The organism is Moritella sp. 24 (assembly GCF_018219155.1).
In the GTDB taxonomy this organism is placed as follows: domain Bacteria; phylum Pseudomonadota; class Gammaproteobacteria; order Enterobacterales; family Moritellaceae; genus Moritella.
The window spans coordinates 14,310-30,807 of the sequence record NZ_CP056124.1 but is presented as its reverse complement, the minus strand read 5'-3'; the positions used below and the strand labels follow the sequence as shown (position 1 = coordinate 30,807).

General features: G+C 41.1%; 18 protein-coding genes. 3 read left to right on the top strand and 15 right to left on the bottom strand.

Annotated features, from left to right (window positions below):
* Nucleotides 1–2: 2 nt before the first annotated feature.
* From HWV00_RS20955 to HWV00_RS20940, 4 genes are all read right to left on the bottom strand, one after another.
* A complete protein-coding gene (locus tag HWV00_RS20955; RefSeq protein ID WP_211686986.1) occupies nucleotides 3–323 on the bottom strand; it encodes a hypothetical protein in 321 nt (106 codons plus the stop codon).
* A 140-nt stretch (nucleotides 324–463) separates the two neighbouring features.
* Nucleotides 464–796: an AlpA family transcriptional regulator gene (locus HWV00_RS20950; RefSeq protein ID WP_211686983.1), complete on the bottom strand. Its 333-nt coding sequence runs from the start codon at nucleotides 794–796 to the stop codon at nucleotides 464–466.
* A gap of 184 nt (nucleotides 797–980) precedes the next feature.
* On the bottom strand, nucleotides 981–1,142 hold the full coding sequence (locus HWV00_RS20945) for a hypothetical protein (protein ID WP_211686981.1): 162 nt from the start codon (nucleotides 1,140–1,142) through the stop codon (nucleotides 981–983).
* A 76-nt stretch (nucleotides 1,143–1,218) separates the two neighbouring features.
* Nucleotides 1,219–1,473 (bottom strand): hypothetical protein, encoded by a 255-nt coding sequence (locus HWV00_RS20940; RefSeq protein WP_211686977.1) that lies wholly within the window; start codon nucleotides 1,471–1,473, stop codon nucleotides 1,219–1,221.
* 122 nt (nucleotides 1,474–1,595) lie between these two features.
* Here HWV00_RS20940 and HWV00_RS20935 point away from each other — a divergent pair, with 122 nt between their 5' ends.
* A complete protein-coding gene (locus tag HWV00_RS20935; RefSeq protein ID WP_211686975.1) occupies nucleotides 1,596–2,804 on the top strand; it encodes a ParA family protein in 1,209 nt (402 codons plus the stop codon).
* Nucleotides 2,801–3,922, top strand: a complete 1,122-nt coding sequence (locus tag HWV00_RS20930; protein ID WP_211686972.1) for a hypothetical protein — start codon at nucleotides 2,801–2,803, stop codon at nucleotides 3,920–3,922. The genes HWV00_RS20935 and HWV00_RS20930 overlap by 4 nt, the downstream gene beginning before the upstream one ends.
* On the opposite strand, the gene HWV00_RS20925 is transcribed toward HWV00_RS20930, so the two are convergent.
* The 11 genes from HWV00_RS20925 to HWV00_RS20875 form a co-directional block, all read right to left on the bottom strand.
* Nucleotides 3,919–4,296 carry a hypothetical protein gene (locus HWV00_RS20925; RefSeq protein WP_211686969.1) on the bottom strand — a complete coding sequence of 126 codons (378 nt, stop codon included), beginning with the start codon at nucleotides 4,294–4,296 and terminating at the stop codon, nucleotides 3,919–3,921. The genes HWV00_RS20930 and HWV00_RS20925 overlap by 4 nt on opposite strands.
* A 202-nt stretch (nucleotides 4,297–4,498) precedes the next feature.
* Nucleotides 4,499–4,822: a hypothetical protein gene (locus tag HWV00_RS20920; protein WP_211686967.1), complete on the bottom strand. Its 324-nt coding sequence runs from the start codon at nucleotides 4,820–4,822 to the stop codon at nucleotides 4,499–4,501.
* Complete coding sequence (locus tag HWV00_RS20915; RefSeq protein WP_211686965.1) at nucleotides 4,819–5,763, bottom strand: hypothetical protein; 945 nt, start codon at nucleotides 5,761–5,763, stop codon at nucleotides 4,819–4,821. Before HWV00_RS20915 ends, HWV00_RS20920 begins: the two co-directional genes overlap by 4 nt.
* Nucleotides 5,760–7,430 (bottom strand): hypothetical protein, encoded by a 1,671-nt coding sequence (locus HWV00_RS20910; protein ID WP_211686962.1) that lies wholly within the window; start codon nucleotides 7,428–7,430, stop codon nucleotides 5,760–5,762. Before HWV00_RS20910 ends, HWV00_RS20915 begins: the two co-directional genes overlap by 4 nt.
* 118 nt (nucleotides 7,431–7,548) lie before the next feature.
* The gene (locus tag HWV00_RS20905; RefSeq protein WP_211686959.1) at nucleotides 7,549–7,866 is read right to left on the bottom strand and encodes a hypothetical protein; all 318 of its coding nucleotides are present in this window, start codon (nucleotides 7,864–7,866) and stop codon (nucleotides 7,549–7,551) included.
* A gap of 32 nt (nucleotides 7,867–7,898) precedes the next feature.
* The gene (locus HWV00_RS20900) at nucleotides 7,899–8,111 is read right to left on the bottom strand and encodes a hypothetical protein (protein WP_211686956.1); all 213 of its coding nucleotides are present in this window, start codon (nucleotides 8,109–8,111) and stop codon (nucleotides 7,899–7,901) included.
* Between the two features lie 6 nt (nucleotides 8,112–8,117).
* Nucleotides 8,118–8,291 carry a hypothetical protein gene (locus HWV00_RS20895; RefSeq protein WP_211686953.1) on the bottom strand — a complete coding sequence of 58 codons (174 nt, stop codon included), beginning with the start codon at nucleotides 8,289–8,291 and terminating at the stop codon, nucleotides 8,118–8,120.
* A 15-nt stretch (nucleotides 8,292–8,306) separates the two neighbouring features.
* Complete coding sequence (locus HWV00_RS20890; protein WP_211686951.1) at nucleotides 8,307–8,552, bottom strand: hypothetical protein; 246 nt, start codon at nucleotides 8,550–8,552, stop codon at nucleotides 8,307–8,309.
* An 11-nt stretch (nucleotides 8,553–8,563) separates the two neighbouring features.
* Nucleotides 8,564–8,809 carry a hypothetical protein gene (locus HWV00_RS20885; protein WP_211686948.1) on the bottom strand — a complete coding sequence of 82 codons (246 nt, stop codon included), beginning with the start codon at nucleotides 8,807–8,809 and terminating at the stop codon, nucleotides 8,564–8,566.
* A gap of 154 nt (nucleotides 8,810–8,963) precedes the next feature.
* Entirely contained in the window at nucleotides 8,964–9,224 is a 261-nt protein-coding gene (locus HWV00_RS20880; RefSeq protein ID WP_211686945.1) for a hypothetical protein, read from the bottom strand.
* A 16-nt stretch (nucleotides 9,225–9,240) separates the two neighbouring features.
* Nucleotides 9,241–9,429: a hypothetical protein gene (locus HWV00_RS20875; RefSeq protein ID WP_211686943.1), complete on the bottom strand. Its 189-nt coding sequence runs from the start codon at nucleotides 9,427–9,429 to the stop codon at nucleotides 9,241–9,243.
* Nucleotides 9,430–9,655: 226 nt separating this feature from the next.
* Here HWV00_RS20875 and HWV00_RS20870 point away from each other — a divergent pair, with 226 nt between their 5' ends.
* Nucleotides 9,656–16,492: an SNF2-related protein gene (locus HWV00_RS20870; RefSeq protein WP_211686939.1), complete on the top strand. Its 6,837-nt coding sequence runs from the start codon at nucleotides 9,656–9,658 to the stop codon at nucleotides 16,490–16,492.
* Nucleotides 16,493–16,498 lie beyond the last annotated feature (6 nt).

Here is a 16,498-nt window from a genome sequence, read left to right as displayed (position 1 = left end):
ATTTAATCCATTCTCTTGATTGAACTGTAAAATTTATCCATTGCTTGACCGAGTTGTTCATCAGGTGACACTGTTAACCCGTATATGGTCCTGCGCTGAGACACGATGATTCCCTTTGCTTTCGCTAGGTATTTTTGTTGCTGCAAGATAATCGCTAAAGGGTCTGAAATATCGATGCCGGTAGCGCTGCAATCTTCACACTCAAGATCGTGAAACATTGGTCTAGTAGTGCCTTTCCCCTGACAAGATTTACACCTTGGTATCTCAGGTAACGTTTGAATAACGCGTTCGGCCTGTTCCTCTGTTTCTTTATTAACGTTCATTATTATCCTAACAATGATGTTTAAATAATTTAGCCATTATACATTTCGTTTCGTGAAACGCAAAAAGAGCGTGAAAAAATAACCAATTAGGGGCAATAAATATTATTTATTCATTACCACTATCGATTTTTATCATTTTATTATTGGGATTTAGCGATCCAATCGTTAATGGTCTGCTTTAACCACCCGGCATTGTTGCCGGATTCATGGCGAATGGGCGCGGGTAGAATCCCTTGTTTGGCCCATCTGTAGATAGTGCTAACACTGACTCCAAGCTTTTTAGATAGTTCGTTTTTGGTGAGTATGGTCATATCCAATGCGATGAATTCATCAGTACATACATCATCACCAGAATCGACTACATCATCAGTACCAGGGCTAACTGCAAGAACACCATCAAGTGCAATAACATCACTTGATACTACAGCGTCATCGGGGCAAGCGGTTAAACATTTATCTGACTCAATTTTCACAGTAACATCCTAATTAATATTGATTATCCTAACAATTACAATTAAATATTATAACCGGTAATACGCAATAGAAGTGAGTGAATCAACGCACTTCTATTCTTTCATTCCTACCATTGAATGCAAATTAAGAACATCACGGTAAATAACATCACTGATTGTGCATGATCACGATTTAGCCACGACATTATAACCCACCGTTAACAAGGCGACCAAGTTCAGAAACCTTCATCGCGCCAATATTAATAGCATTTTGGCGACAAAATGCACGGCGTTCAGAAGTAGTTTGCAGTTGAGCGTAACGTTGCTGGATATTTTTATATTCACGGTGTAGTATTTCTCTGGTCATAATCTATTCCTTTTAGCATTGTGATTTAGGCTCCTTGTCGTTTGGTCGCGGTGGGAGCCTTTAATTTATCTCATTATCAGTCTTCACATACATCGTTCAATCGAGAGTGGCGCTTACTATGCTTTAGTAAAGCGGTCATCTTATTGAGATGTATATCAATAACCTCTTCTAACTTACCCGATTCAATCGCGCACTTTACATCATCACAATTACGAATATTACAATGTGAGATCATAGCGCTGGTCATGCGATCAAAATTAGGTGTCCACCAGCTTTCTTTAAAGCGGGTGATTAACCATTGACGTAACGCTTTATTAATTTCATTTTCCATTTCGCTGCGTCCTTAGTTTTAGCCAGTTCCAATAGATTATAGGAGACAGAAACAAAAATCAATGTTAATATCTTCTTAAATCATAATTTATCACTCAAAACTAAAGATAAGGGACCTATAACGTGATCAAAAACGCAGTTGAAACAGCGAAAACGCTAAATAACCTAGCAGCGCTAGCAAAAGCATCAACAGAAAACAATAAAGGCTTGACGCTATCACTTGATGAAAATAGCCCGAATGGTAAATACGAGCGTACTTACAATTCAAATGAGGCGCACGCTGCCACTAAAATTCATCCGCGTAAATTAAAGGAAATATGCGATGAACTCGGTATCAACTATCGTGAAGACTCACCGAAGTCATTTAGAATAAGTGCGTCTGACGTTAAGAAAATTAACAATAAGTTCAACCCGCCGAATTCAAAAGGAAAGGGTAAAGAACCTGTTATCTGGTGTGTCACTCAACAGAAAGGTGGCTCAGGCAAAACGACAATGGTTGTAACACTAGCAACTGGCCTTTCTACTGAGTGCTTAAACCAGTGGCGAATTGCGGTACTTGATTTCGATCCACAAGGCACGGCCACTGCAGCGCTAAAACCTAACTTCAATAAAAATGACTTTAGTGCCGGTGACTTATTAACGGGTAACTACTCATTAGGTGAGGGCGAGACTTACCAGGACCTTTGCCGTAAATCATTATATAAAACCAACTTACCGAATCTAAATATACTGTGCGCCCGAGAAGAAGATAGATATTACGAAACCTATGTAGAATCAAAACGCATAGAGGCGAATAAAGAAGGCGTACCTTATTCATCATATAAAGACTTAAATAAGATCATTGATGCTATTAAGGATGATTACGACATTATCATCATCGATACATCACCTTACTTTTCATCAGCAACGTATGCAGCTCACTTTGCGGCGAATAATCTGATTATTCCAATGCGCCCAAGTGAAAATGATATTGATAGCTCTGAAAAATACCTAGAACACTTAGCTAACACGTACCCGCTACTTGCTGGCCAAGGTCACACTGGTTACGACAATATCGTTATTCAACCAACCGCAACCGGTACGACAGTTGCGCATATTGATATGATTGCGAGAATTAAAGATACTTATCGTGAACACTGCAGCCCTTACGACTTCCCTTTATCAGATGCCGTGCTGCATTGCGCTAAAGAGTATTCAACGATATATGATTTATCAGCAAGTGAGTACACCCTGGGTGGCAAACAAGCATTTCGCCGAGCGCAAACGCTAACCCTTCAAATTGTGCGAGATATTGAATCAAAGTCTAAACAATATTTGGAAAATAGAACATGAGTAATAGAAGACCTAAAAACAAAAAAAATAAACCACAAAGAACTGTGACGAATAATGCTGGTAGTAATGCAGCGCCGGTGGCACAGGCTGAACCTGTTATAGCGACAGCCCCGCAGCCTGTAACGCAGAGTACAAGAACATCGCGTGGTGTAAGAGCACCAGGTATGAGCGATGCAAGCAAAGCGGAGAGCCAACGCATCTTTAATGAAGAAGTAGAAAGCGGTAAAGAGAGAATTACACTCCCCCTTGATCACGGACGAACGGTAAGCTTTGTATTACGCGAATTTAAAGCGGATAAGATCGAAGATGAAACAGGCGTAGTAAAGGCCAATGCACGTTTTCAGCATAACCTTAACCGCTGTAGTTTAAGTGATATTTTAGCTACATTAAAAATCAAAGGGCAGCAGTTCCCCGCGATTGGTTATCTTGATGCAAAAACAGGTAAAGCACTTGCGTTCGATGGTTCCCGCCGCCGCAAGTCATGTATCCTTGATAAAGTTACTTTCAGAATGTATGTCACTGAGGAGCAATTAGCTCCTAAAGACATACGATACTTAACCCGTATTGCTAGCGTTCAAAAAGAGCTGTCAGCCTTTGAGCGTGGCGCAATTTATCAAGAAATGCTAGATGAAGGTGTTTATGCTGGCAGAAATGAGCTAGCAAGAGAAGAAGGTATACCGCCAACAACAGTAACCGAGTGTTTAGCCGCTTATAACTTACCGCGTGAACTAACAGAGTACATACCAGATCTTAACGTGTTCGGGCGCGGTTCGGTTACGAAAGCAAACAATGCTATTACGCTATGTAAAGATAAAAATTCATTATCAAAACTGTGGGATTTCATCAAAACGTTAACGCTAGAAAAGCTGCAGGATTACTGTGGAGGCAATACTGCAAACAAGCTTAACGCAGCCTTCCTTAAACAAATTGAAAGCTTTACGGCTGCATACAAACCCAAAAAAGAGAAACCAGCTCGTAGGGTTAGCGTGGCTAGTCAAGGTAAGTCAACTTGCTTTGTGAAAACCTCTAAAAATGGTTTTAACTTAGATATTGAACATGTAGAAGAAGGTAAGAAAGCCGCAATACTCGCGGCGATTAAGGAGATTATCGAGGCTTAATATGCAGGCTCAATCGTGATCACATCACGCTCAACTAATTTCAATTCTTCTTTAACAGCCAACCTTAAATCTGCGATGATGGTATTTACCACATCGCAGACTTTATGAAACACTGAGTCTCTAACATCACTCTGCACTGCGTCAGCATTAATAAAATTTGTAACCTCATTACAAACAGACATTAACAGCTCTTCTTCATCACTATATTCACCTTCGTCACAAACTTGAATTGTTAGCGGAGATACTTCTAGCGCAGTATTACTGAGTGAAAATGACTCAAGCACTTCAAGTTGCTCAAATCCAGCGACCAACACATTATTCATCATATAATGCGTTAATAACTCCATCGTACTTACTCTGAATTCTTTGCTCAATTGACTAGCCCTTAAATTAAATACGGATGCCTGTTACTGGCTTAAAATCAGCCAGTAACAACTATGTAGCGCATGGTACACAGAATTAATACTAACCACTTTGGTGTATGTTGCACAGGTTACACCACATTAAATAAATGTGTAGTTATTAACCCTTATTATTTCATTGTATTCACAAAACTATAATGAAATATAAAGCATTTTATTCATCGACAGCTTGATATTTAGCCTTTAAATATTCGATGTAATGCGTTTCAGAACCGAGAACTTCAATCATTTCTCTCGCTTTATCCACTTCAAAATCAAGATATTCCGCTCTTAATTTTAATTCCATTCGCTTTGTTTTATCCGCATATTCAAACTCATAGAAACCAGATATAGGGTAAAGTATGATCCCCAAAAAAATACTAATCGCCGCTAATGCGAGACAAGTAATGGGTACTTTTTTCTGTGCTGAGTCCTTAGTGGCGAACATAACGACAAGAAAAACAAGTGCAACAAATGAGAACGCTAAAAGTAGGATCATGCGAATTTCACCGGTGTATTCTCAAAACTGGTGTAACTCAAATTTTGTGCAACTTGTTCAACTTTCACCCCTTGCGCTGATTGATTAGGTGAGATTGGCAAATGATGTGTTTCTGTATTTTGCATAGCACTAAATAACGAATTCAAGATTTCGACATCATCACTGCCATTACAGTTAAGTAATGCGTTACGCTGGCTATCGTTAATAAAAAACACTGAGTTATCAATAACACCTGACAGCAATTGTTCGCGCTGTTGCTTTTGCTCCACCAGCTGAGAAAGTAATAATTGATTAATTTCATCAGCTCCAACATCAGCAGGACCACTTGAAAATTGGTTTAATAAATCACTTGCAAGGTCTTTATCAACGCCGTTATCGGTCATTGATGAAAGCAACATACTATCGAGGCCAGTCTCGTTCACACTTGATAACAATTGTGTCTGACGATGTAGTGGTATGAAGTTAGCTTGTTTAACGTAATCAAACCCACTGAAACTACGCGTAACACTACCCTGCTCAGTGTTATGGCCGTTACTACCAGACATGGCCCAAGAAAAACCACCTACGCCGGAATTGTAACAACTTAGCGCTGCACGACCTGGCACTGTATCTAAAAACTCTTGTTCGTGCGTCACATTACCTGCGCTATCCACCACAACAGACTTTGTGCGGATAGCTGGCACAATATTAACAGCCGCTAGTTTCCCGCCCTTCTCAATCATTTCAACTTCACCAGGGCGAATTTTACCGGTCAACTCACGGAACCCATGACCAAAGTAGCCAATAGCCTCCTGTAAGTTAACTCGCTCAATAGTTTCACCCGATGACAATACGTTAGATAACGCAGACAACAAAAACTTTTGTGGTGCTGGATTATACTTACGGCCATCGTTGAAAATGTTGAATGTTTCTTTCACTGCTTTTAATACTTTGTATGTCATTCTGCGTTCTCCATTAATTTACTCAATATCATTTGAGCTTTTTCGGTTTCTGTAAAATTATTAAATTCAGACATAAGATCGTCACCCTCTGCAGGGGTAACGTTTAATTCTTTTAAGATGGTATCGAGCGTGCCGTCATCGATGTCGAGCACATCACTCAGTAAGACACGTTTCAATGTATCAGAGCCATTACTTGAACCCTGCATCATCGTATCCACCAGCGTAGCGACCGTTGTAGCAAAGTTAGCCTTACCTTCTCGCGCAATAGATTCTTGCTCTTCAATTGCATTGTTCAGTGAGTAAAATTGAACGCGCCACGGCTTTTCCTGACCTGCAGGTAACACTTTTTTATAGCGGTACCAGAAGTCGAGCTCTACAGCGTTATTGATTAGCGTTTCACATGCCTGGCGTATCCAAGTTGCACGCCGAGCTGCTTGGATTGAGGTTTGAAGAAAGCCGCCATCACCGATGCCACCACTCATGGTGTCAGCCCAACCCAGTAATGACAGGTCAATACCTAACGCTGAACACATACGTTTTAGGTGTAATATGATGTCTTCTAAATATTGAATGTTTGGATCGGTAGATTGAGTATCTATCGTAGTGCCGCCCTTGCTACCACCTTGCACCGGTATGATTGAGTTATTGATTAGAGGGCGGGTACCCGCTTTACGGTGCTTTGACTCCGTGTACTCCATATCCGACTTCATTTGTTGAGAAAGTAGATTGATGTAGTTAACTGCAGCTACAGGGTCTAAGTTATCAAGTTGCGTGGTAATGAAACGGTCAATACGACTTGCGTTACGGCGACTGGCTAACAGCGATGCTAGTGACTCTTTAAAATCACAGTACGGTTCATAGCAATACTCTAATAGCGAGGTACCGTAATCTTGAGACTCAAGCGGAGTTCGATGGTGGACATCATCAAATAAGCTATACAACTTACCGTCATAATTGTTCGGTTCAATATTAAAGTTAGGTTGAAAGAAGGGGATCTTTAATTCTAGCAATGACCAAGGCGGCGCTAAGTAGACGGCGGAGCTTTGTTCCTTTCGCATGTGCTGTGATGTGTAACCGGCTAACAGTCCTGATTTTTCATACTTGCGTACAAAATTAGGCATGGTCCAATAATCAGATTGAAAATGGGTAATGCCCACACCTTCTTTACAGTACGGGCGAACATAGTTAGTACCAAAAATGCACATCACCTTAGCCCAGGCAACCAAGCCATTATTCATTTTAGGTACTAAGCGTGCGTTCTGTTCTGCGACTAACTTATCGTGTTCGGGCGCTGTTGATACCAACTTAAATGAACGATTGGTTCGGCGGTCTGGTGATAAAGCATGAGAAAGGTGCATATCAAGGCCCTCGCTCAATGAAGGATCTTGTGACATGCCTTGAAGAATTGCGTACTTTGCCGAGCGATCTATCGGCATTTTCTTTTCAGCAATGACATCACGCGGCGATTCATCACCACTGTCATTACTTAGATGTGTATCATCGTTTACATGGTTAAACCCTGCGCCACCAGCAAGAGGGGAATCTTCCAGTGCAGTGTTACTGTTCTCATTTTCTTTGTGACCAGGGAATTGATCACCAATCAATTTTAATACGCTACCAATAGCGCCTAATTTTTTGGGCTTTTCTGTACCATCATTCATCACCATTGTTTTATCTCGCTAATTGCTACTGGCCTTGAGCCTGCAGAATAGCTTGAGCGATAAAACAATAAGTAAATAAGAACACTAAGAGCTGCGATTATTTACTTTTGTCTAATTTAGTTCCCTACTTTTGATTTTGAAAAGGTTCATTTCCCCAATCCATCGGGGACACCCCAAGTTCATCAGCCAAAGTTTCGATCTCTGTTGGTGTACCTTCCACCGATACTGGTTGATAATGAGATATTAAATCTTCTGAATCATCCCTAATATCACCATCTAAGCACTCAATAATTTTTATATCGAAATACGCTTTTTTATCAATTGGATCGTATTGTTTCCATAAGTAAATAACTTGCGGGTTGGCCTTAACAAGTTCAAGCAGCTTTTCTTTTGAACCTTCATTTTCTAAAACTTCACTCCAAACTTTATCTACTAATTCCATCTATTTAGTTTCCTATATTAATTTAGTGTTATTTAAGCCATTTCATTGGTAATTAAAGGTCTTAAAATATCGACTTTAGCCTGACAAGCATTTAGCATTTCATCGTCATCATTCAACATTGCGAGGAGTGCAATATCCTCCACGATTGAATGTACTAACTTCTCTGGGGTATATTCATTAACCCCCATCAACTCTAAAACCACTTCTAACGGTTCGGATACACAACCTCTTAAATTATTACTCATAGTGTCCTATTTTGTATTTCTTGCTTTTTTAATTGCTTTTTTGGTTATGTTATCTGCAGCAGCATTATTAAATACAGTTAAGTTATTACAGTATTCGTTGTACTGAGTTCGACTGTCGGTGACACTTGAATCTAGTTCGTAGTGCAGACAAAATTCCTCATAGCTAACTATTTTTGACATCACAGCACCATTAAGTTAATTAGGTTTTTCAGTTGAATTACCACGCATTAATATCTGAGCGTTTCCCTTCATTGATTGCGCGAATATTTCAAGCTGTCGCTCTGGATCTGGTTGTTGTCTTGCTATATCTGCAGCCATTGCAGACATGGCCACAACAGCATAATCAAACGTGCGACTGGCCGAGGCGTTAGGTTCGTCTTTGCGAACCAGCTCTTGAATTGCCTCGATGATTTTCATTGCTGTATCGGCTCTTACTTCCATAACACAGTTTCCTATGGTCTGTTGTTGTGCCAAGATTCATAAACGGGTCGAATATCAGCAATGTATTTATCTAATACTTCTATGTAGCTTGTTCTATCAGAGGCGCTACTTTCAATGGCTGAAACAGTATCTCTAAAATCTAATAATTCTTTCCAAAAATGCTCTATAGAATCAAAATCCCTTAATTTGATTGCTCGCAATAAATTGTTAGTGATTTCTATTGTTTTTTTACAAACAAGATCATGATTTAAGTCCAATAATCCCCCCCAGTTTCCTATATCGTTTTAGGCTAATTAAATCGACTCAGTTAAGTGTGATTCGTTGACAATCTTCGTTTCTGTTGAGCCTATGAATTGAACATTATAAACCACACCATAATCACGCTTAATACACTCCAAAACAACTGCGTTTTTATTGCATTGGTCGGGAATGTAAACGTGTACTTTCTGAAATTTCTTGAACATTAAAAGTTACCCATTTTAAATTAACGCGTGAAAAACCTTCATCGAAACACACATAAGCATTACAACCTTGAGGATTGCAGATAACAACATCGACACTCTTAGACATTTCTTGTTCAATTGCAGTCTCAGGTGGCAGTTGTTGTAAAAGAGCTATTAGCTGACCAATGTTATTTACATTTTCTGCAGCTTTACCGTTTTTAAATTTCATCGAACCTTCCTATTTGTTAAATTTCTTCGAATTGGTTGAAACATTTTTGACAAGTGTACGTGTAAACGATGTCGCCATTCATCTTTGAGATAAGGCCGGAAGTATCTAGATCGTCATCATCGTCATCTGTATGATCGTACCCCTCTAATTCATCATGCTCAGTGTCTTCATCACATTGGTCACAGTACATTACTTTTATCGTCACAATTCAGTTCCCCATTTTTAAAATCGCTTAACTAACGATGGAAAGTCCAGGTGTTAGCCCCGACAAGATACGACTCTTTACTAAAATAAAAATTATCTTTAGTTGCTGAATTATATAACACCAAGGATGGTTGATATATTAAAGTTGGATAATAAACGATTATTTTATCGCTCCTATTAACATCGCTCTTGTACGATAATTTTAACTAGACGAAGAGCGATAAATAATGAGTAAAACTAAATTTTTATCTAAAGCGCCGCGTGCTAATGATATTAGTGAACTGATTCGTATCTTTGATGGCTTTTTAGTAAAGCCAGAGAACGAATTCGGTGTAACTAAATCATTCCGTGTCAGTATCGATAAGACACGCAGAGAGGCCAACCGAAAAGCCTTGGCTGTTCTTAAGCAAATAGATAACCCTCTCCTTGTCACTAATGAGCAAAAAGAAATCTTACGTGGTTATACCGGTGAAGGTAATATCGGCGGGTCCACTGACGAATATTATACGCCTACCTGGTTAGCGAGTGGCATGTGGGATATGCTGAAAGAATATGGCGGAGCCCAGGGTAATATCTTAGAACCAAGCGCGGGTACCGGCGTGTTCAATGGCTCGAAACCAACGGGCGTGATCATGACGGCCACTGAGTTATCAAGTACCTCTTCTAAGATCAACCAAATTTTACACCCCGAAGATGAAGTTAAAAATACTAACTTTGAAAAGTTCGCTGCAGACAGTAGCACAGACGGTACCTTTGATGCCGTAGTGGGTAATGTGCCTTTCGGTTCAGCCCGTGGCAACCTGGCAAATGATGATCCAAGCTACGCACACCTTAAAACGAAAGAGACTTACTTTGTTAGTCGTGCAATCGATAAAGCCAAGCCTGGTGCTTACATTACATTAGTCGTGCCGCAAAACATCGTTGGCGCTGCATCACTCAGTAAATTCCGCGCCACAATATCCCGCAAAGCTGAGTTCTTAGGTGCACATAAAATTGCCGCCGGTGCATTTAGCAACCAAGGGTCTGAAAGTGTTGTTACTGACGTATTAATTATGCGTAAACACAGTGAAGAACTGGCCGAGCTGGTGGCCAATGGTGACACGAAGACATTACGTGAGTCTAACGTACTGTGGGCTCAATTCATTACAGGTAAGTGGTTTGATAAAGACGGTAAGCGCTTTATCAACGGTGAAGTAGTTAAGGGCGCGGCTAACTTTGATCGTGACCTGGTAGCTATCCCTAATCTGCCTAAAGGTGAGAACGGCAAGCAACTCACTGCAGAACAAGGCCAAGTTAAGTCAGATATGATTGATACTCATAATCAGGCCACCGCTAAAAGCCTTAGCAAAAAGTTTGAAAGCCGCATTGATTGGGACCGCTTAAACCTAACAGAGCAAGCACCCATTAATTATATTGAAGGCGACCAACGCCAAATTAACGGTCGCTGGCATGAATACATCGATAGTGAATGGCTACCGATTAAACTCAGTAATAGTAATGGCCTTATTGATGCTGATAAGTTCGGTACCAACTCAATTAATAATGTAACCGAGTTAGTCTCTACCCCCGAAAACGCTTTAGCATTAAACTTTAAGCACCTCAAAAACATTCACGAAAACTTTGGTGATAAAACAAGTGGCGTTATTGCCAATGCCTTTACGCTTGCATCAAAGCACCCTGCAGGACATCAAGAGCGAATCGTTAAAGGTGCCTTAATCGGGACCATGATCGAGAACTACACAATGCAACGTGTACTGGATCCCGTGGGAGCAGAGACAACCCGTATCGAGATACAGGCGCAACTTAATGCAACCTTCGACCGATTGGGTACCTCACACGATGTAAAAGGTTTAAAGCGCGTCAAGGGCGACCAAACGGCGAGTTATTACCAAAGCTTTGTTAATGCCATGAACAGTGATGGGACTTTCTCAGACTTAATGAAAGGCGAGTTAGATACATCGAGCACAGTGGCCTTTGATACAACCAATGCACAGCGCACTATTGATATGCTATCTCATGCAATTGGTCACGCCTCAGTGCCACTTGATGCTTTTCGTGAATCATTCACCGGCGAATTACCAGAACACGTAGACATCGATGATGACAATAGCTTATTAGATTACTTGTCAGACTTTGACAACATCGCCATTGATAACAACGGACAATTATCACCACTTGATCGCGCCACCAGCGGGAACATCACCAAACGTAAAGCGGCCATCATGCACACCCTGGCGAATGAACATGCCACGGACAAGCAAAAAGCCAACGCCAACCGCCAACTAGACGCGATCACTAAAAACCGTAAATGGACCAAGACCGAAGATATTCATTTTGATTTACGTGGCAAATGGCTACCACGACAAATGGTTGTCGAGTTCTTACAAGAAAACGGCTATGACGATTTTAGTTACTCCGACATTAAAGTGGATGATGACGGCAATGTAACAGAACAGCCCGGATACGAAGGTTCGGACGGTTTATTTACTGGTTACTTCTCTAAAGACGGCAAAAAAGTACCCTCAAACGATGACAACCGTTTTATTCGCCAAGTAGAGAAATACTTAAACGGCCAAACAGTCCAGGGCAAGAACGGCGTTGAATCGAGTAAGTACCGTGAACAAGTTCGACAAATGGAATCAGAGTTTCAGCTATGGGCGCAACAACACCCTGACGTTAAATTGATTACCGAACGATATAACGATTCCTTTAACGGCAATATTCAATTTGACCATGATGATAGCCCGTTAAACCTTGATGGCGTGTCAGGTAATATCGTAAACATGGGTTATCAGAACAGTGGTATCCGCCGACTTTCAGAAGAAGGACGCGGTATCTTAGGTTTTGGGACCGGTCTAGGTAAGACATTCACCGCACTTGGTCTTGTTGCATATAACACCAAAGAGAAACGCAGTAAGCGGACATGTATCGTGGTACCTAAATCGGTTACTGAAAACTGGATCAACGAAACAATCGATTTTTACGGCTACGACAACATATCTAAAACGGTCTTTGTTGGTTTTGATTTTGTGAAGAATGAGGAAGGCGTAGTACAAACACAGCCAATCTTGAATGAAGACGGCACCCCGAAACTACATAAAACCACGGACAACCCAAAAACAACACCGGTACTAAAAGAATCAAGTGCAGAAGACATCGCCACTAAGATGCACAAGATCCCGCACTCTAATTGCAACCTGGTTATTATGAGCAAGGAACAGTTTGCACGTATCCCAATGAAACCTGCAACCATTCAAGATAATGCTGCAGAACACATGGGTAACTTATCTGCTACGGGTAAAATTGATGTTTTTGCTGACTCATACAAAAAACAGCAAGCAAAAGAGGCCGCACTTGCCAAGTTGGTAAAAGAAGGCTCCGAGAAAGAATACGATTACCCATTCTTTGAAGATATGCACTTTGACACTGTTATCGTGGACGAAGGGCATAACTACCGCAATAGCCAAGAGGCAGGTAAGAACTCTCGCCAATTAGTTTATTTGTCGGCTGGTGGCGAGGCTAAAGTCGCTGCAGACATGCGCCAAAAAATGCAATTCTTAGGACGTAAACAGAATGGCCGTGGCGCTGTACTACTAACCGCAACACCAACGCCAAATAGTCCACTTGATATTTACAACATGCTCTCACACGTATTAACGCCGGAAGAATGGCTAGCGATGGGTATTGCCAACCAAGATGACTTTATTAACGTCTTTGGTGAAACAAGTGAAGTTCAAATCGGTCGCCTTGATGGTTCTCAAGCAATGGCGCAGGGCTTAACCGGCTTTAAAAACTTAGATGGCCTACGCTCACTCTTTGATACTTACTGTAACCGTAAAAACATTAAAGATGTAGCCAGTGATACTACGGTACCCGAGATTATCAATAGTAATACTGTTGTTGATATGAACGAAGAACAGCAAGACGCTTATGACCTGTTACGTTTACGTGCTGAAATTATTCGCGCAAGCAGCTCTGAGGGCGGAATTGAAACGCTACTTAACTTTAGTGGCAAGTCGCCTGCAGAGCAGCAATTAATTGAACAGATTATTGAAACATACCCTGATGACCAAATCTTTTCGGTCATGCGAGATATGGAGCGTGTTACTTCTGATATTGAGCTTTACAACCAACGCATGACATTTGTTTTCCCTAAAGAGAAAGCAAAACAAGCTCAAGCGCTTATCGATAACATCAAAACACCGATAACCATCCAGGTTCGTGAGCGAAACCAGCATGGCGAAATGGAGAACGTTAAACGTAAGGTCGATTTAAACGCTGAAATTACAATTAATGATGATGGCCTATTCGTTGTATCAATCAATGATAAGTTTGAATCAGCACTTATCGCCGGTCTTAATAAACAAAAGCTAACCCAAGGTGATGTGTCACACCCTGTATCACCTAAGTACGCCCGTTTACTTGCTAACTTAAAAGAATCATTCGAGGCTGGTGGCAAGCAAATCATTTTCACTGAGGAAAAATCACAGCACAAAAAATTACACCGCATTATCTGTCACCACCTGGGCTTAAAACCAAACCAAGTGGGTATCTTAAACGGCTCGACAGTAACCGGTGATGAATCCGCGATTAATGAAGATAGCTTTAAGAAAATGGGCGCGGCTGCAGCGAAGAAAAAACGCGAAGAGCTTGAGGCGCAAGGGCTTGATACTTCTGATGTGGACCAGGAAGGTTTAGAGACAATTGCCAAACGTTACAATCAAGGTCAGTTCCGTGTTTTAATCTGCAACAAGAAAGCCGAGGTAGGTGTAAACCTGCACATTCAGACTACGGATATTCATCACCTTAGTTTGCCTTGGACTCCGGCCTCAATCGACCAGCGAAACGGACGCGGCGCTCGCGTTGGTGCGCCACAGTCTCATGTGAACAGCCATTTTTATCTTGCTAAAGGTTCCTTTGACCAATTCCGACTCGATACCATCAATCGTAAGCGTAAATGGCAGAACGATCTTATCGATGGCACAGCGTCACGCGCAGATAATGGCGATGCTGATGATGATAACGACACAGGTTTATTACTCGCTAACAATCCCGAAGAATACGCGGCAATGCTTGAAATTCGCAAACGTGAGTTAGAAGAAAAGCTGCAGAAGTCTAAAGTTGAGTCGGCCAATTACACGTTAGAAAAATATTTACTCTCTGCAGCGCTGGCTAAACAAAATATTGGTCACTTAGAAGGTAACGAAAGGGATGCTGCAGATGCCTTGGTCAATAGCCAAGCACGACTTCAACGTGAAGAGGTTCACCTTCAAGATGCTCAAAAAACACTTGATGAATCACAAGACGAATATTCGCACCGGTGGCTTGTTGATCGCAATAAGCGTGATGTAGCTAAAGCGAAGAAAAATAATCGTGAAAAAAACTCAGCATTAAAGCGTGCACAGAATAAATTGAAAGGTGCAATCAAAGCAAAACAGCAGGTTTTACGCTTAAAGCCCCAGGTACAAGCGGCAATTGATAACGGTGTTTTAAAACTGGATCCTGAGTTAATTGATAACCCAACTAGCTTTATCCACGACAAAGTAAACAGTCGCGCTATTCGAATCGGTAATACTTACTTTATTGCGGATTATGATTACGGTAACTTCGCCGTGATAGTCACTGACGTATTACCCGAAGAAGGTGGTGTTAAAATTGAGGCGTTATCGGCAGGTCCTTATCTTTACGGTGTTCACCCTGTAAGTCGCTTGCAGGATGAAGTCATCATTAGTAAAACGATCACGGCACTCTCTTTGGAACTTAAAACAACTTACGGCCTATCTAATTGCTATAACTTATTAGACCGTAATTTATTTAACAGCTTAGTTGAAAACAATATAGTTCCTGAGAAGTTACCAGTGCTAACGCTGAGTAACGGGAAATATAACGTGAAAGCGTATCAATACGTGTCAGATAAATCGACAGTCATATTCCTGGATAAATCAGACTCAGTGATAAAAGAGCAATTAGCTCTTATCTACATCGAAAGCGCTAAAACGGGCAGCACTCAAGAACACCTGGTAACAGAGGCGCTTAAGTTCTTATTCGGCGAGCACTATGTAGAATCCATTGTTAAGTACAATCCTGATGCTGAAACGAATGAAGAACTCGCTCAATTTGTAGAGCGTGAGATAGTGCCTTTATTCAGTGAGTCGTATCAACTCAACTTAAATGAGGCCGTTCACACCGGTAAGATTGCTTATCCTGCATTGAAACTGAAAGGTGAGCTTAATGCTTTAAATAAAGTACCTGGTGATATTTTCAGAAAGGACGCACTTAAAACGGCCATTTCAGATCGTATTGTTGAAGAGCTCGCGCTATTTGAAAGTGAATCAACAAGCAAGCGAGATTCGGCAATGGCCAACATTAAGCAGCGTTTTAGTGCTGCAGAAGGCAGTGCTATTGATGACGTAGCTAAACGCTTGCTTACACTTGATGAAAGTATGTTTATTGGTAATTCGCTCTATATGAAACAATATACGTTAGAGTTCATTGAAGAAACATTACCGAAAACAGCATATGCCGATCACGTTGAAACCATGATCACTGATTTAAGACGTATTGGTTATAGAACGCAAATATCAACGGACCTTGCCACGCCAGAAATATTACAGGAGGCCTACGCAAAAATTCACAATGAAGTGGGACGCGATATTAGCTTGCTGCAGCCTTACTTACCTAAAGATGAATCAACCGAGCCGGTTAAGGCAGAACAGCCACCAGCACCAGCAATTGAAAGTGACGGTGACAACTTAGATGCGTCAGCCATTCCTTACGCGGCAATTTTGAAAGAGAAGTTTAATATTGTCTGTAAGCGAAACACATTAGATATGGAATTAAAATCATTCCGAGGTAAAGTGTTCGCAAGTGGTGAACCGTATGAATATATCGGGTTCTATGATCCTGCAGGTAAAGGCGGCGCTCTACATGATGCTCTATCACCAATTAAGCGCCGTAAAAAAGCCGTAAATGGTGCTGATGCGTCTAGTGAGTTCGATGGTTTTTGGTGGTTTGTCAAAGCAGACTTAGACACTCAAACAGTTTTAGATGCGTTTGATTTATAACGCGAG

What these genes read in the sequence shown, in the direction of transcription:
- HWV00_RS20930 (WP_211686972.1), top strand. Translation starts at nt 2,801, where the DNA reads ATGAGTAATAGAAGACCTAAAAACAAAAAAAATAAACCACAAAGAACT.
- HWV00_RS20905 (WP_211686959.1), bottom strand. Translation starts at nt 7,866, where the DNA reads ATGGAATTAGTAGATAAAGTTTGGAGTGAAGTTTTAGAAAATGAAGGT.
- HWV00_RS20945 (WP_211686981.1), bottom strand. Translation starts at nt 1,142, where the DNA reads ATGACCAGAGAAATACTACACCGTGAATATAAAAATATCCAGCAACGT.
- HWV00_RS20895 (WP_211686953.1), bottom strand. Translation starts at nt 8,291, where the DNA reads ATGTCAAAAATAGTTAGCTATGAGGAATTTTGTCTGCACTACGAACTA.
- HWV00_RS20880 (WP_211686945.1), bottom strand. Translation starts at nt 9,224, where the DNA reads ATGAAATTTAAAAACGGTAAAGCTGCAGAAAATGTAAATAACATTGGT.
- HWV00_RS20955 (WP_211686986.1), bottom strand. Translation starts at nt 323, where the DNA reads ATGAACGTTAATAAAGAAACAGAGGAACAGGCCGAACGCGTTATTCAA.
- HWV00_RS20920 (WP_211686967.1), bottom strand. Translation starts at nt 4,822, where the DNA reads ATGATCCTACTTTTAGCGTTCTCATTTGTTGCACTTGTTTTTCTTGTC.
- HWV00_RS20870 (WP_211686939.1), top strand. Translation starts at nt 9,656, where the DNA reads ATGAGTAAAACTAAATTTTTATCTAAAGCGCCGCGTGCTAATGATATT.
- HWV00_RS20910 (WP_211686962.1), bottom strand. Translation starts at nt 7,430, where the DNA reads ATGGTGATGAATGATGGTACAGAAAAGCCCAAAAAATTAGGCGCTATT.
- HWV00_RS20900 (WP_211686956.1), bottom strand. Translation starts at nt 8,111, where the DNA reads ATGAGTAATAATTTAAGAGGTTGTGTATCCGAACCGTTAGAAGTGGTT.
- HWV00_RS20915 (WP_211686965.1), bottom strand. Translation starts at nt 5,763, where the DNA reads ATGACATACAAAGTATTAAAAGCAGTGAAAGAAACATTCAACATTTTC.
- HWV00_RS20890 (WP_211686951.1), bottom strand. Translation starts at nt 8,552, where the DNA reads ATGGAAGTAAGAGCCGATACAGCAATGAAAATCATCGAGGCAATTCAA.
- HWV00_RS20940 (WP_211686977.1), bottom strand. Translation starts at nt 1,473, where the DNA reads ATGGAAAATGAAATTAATAAAGCGTTACGTCAATGGTTAATCACCCGC.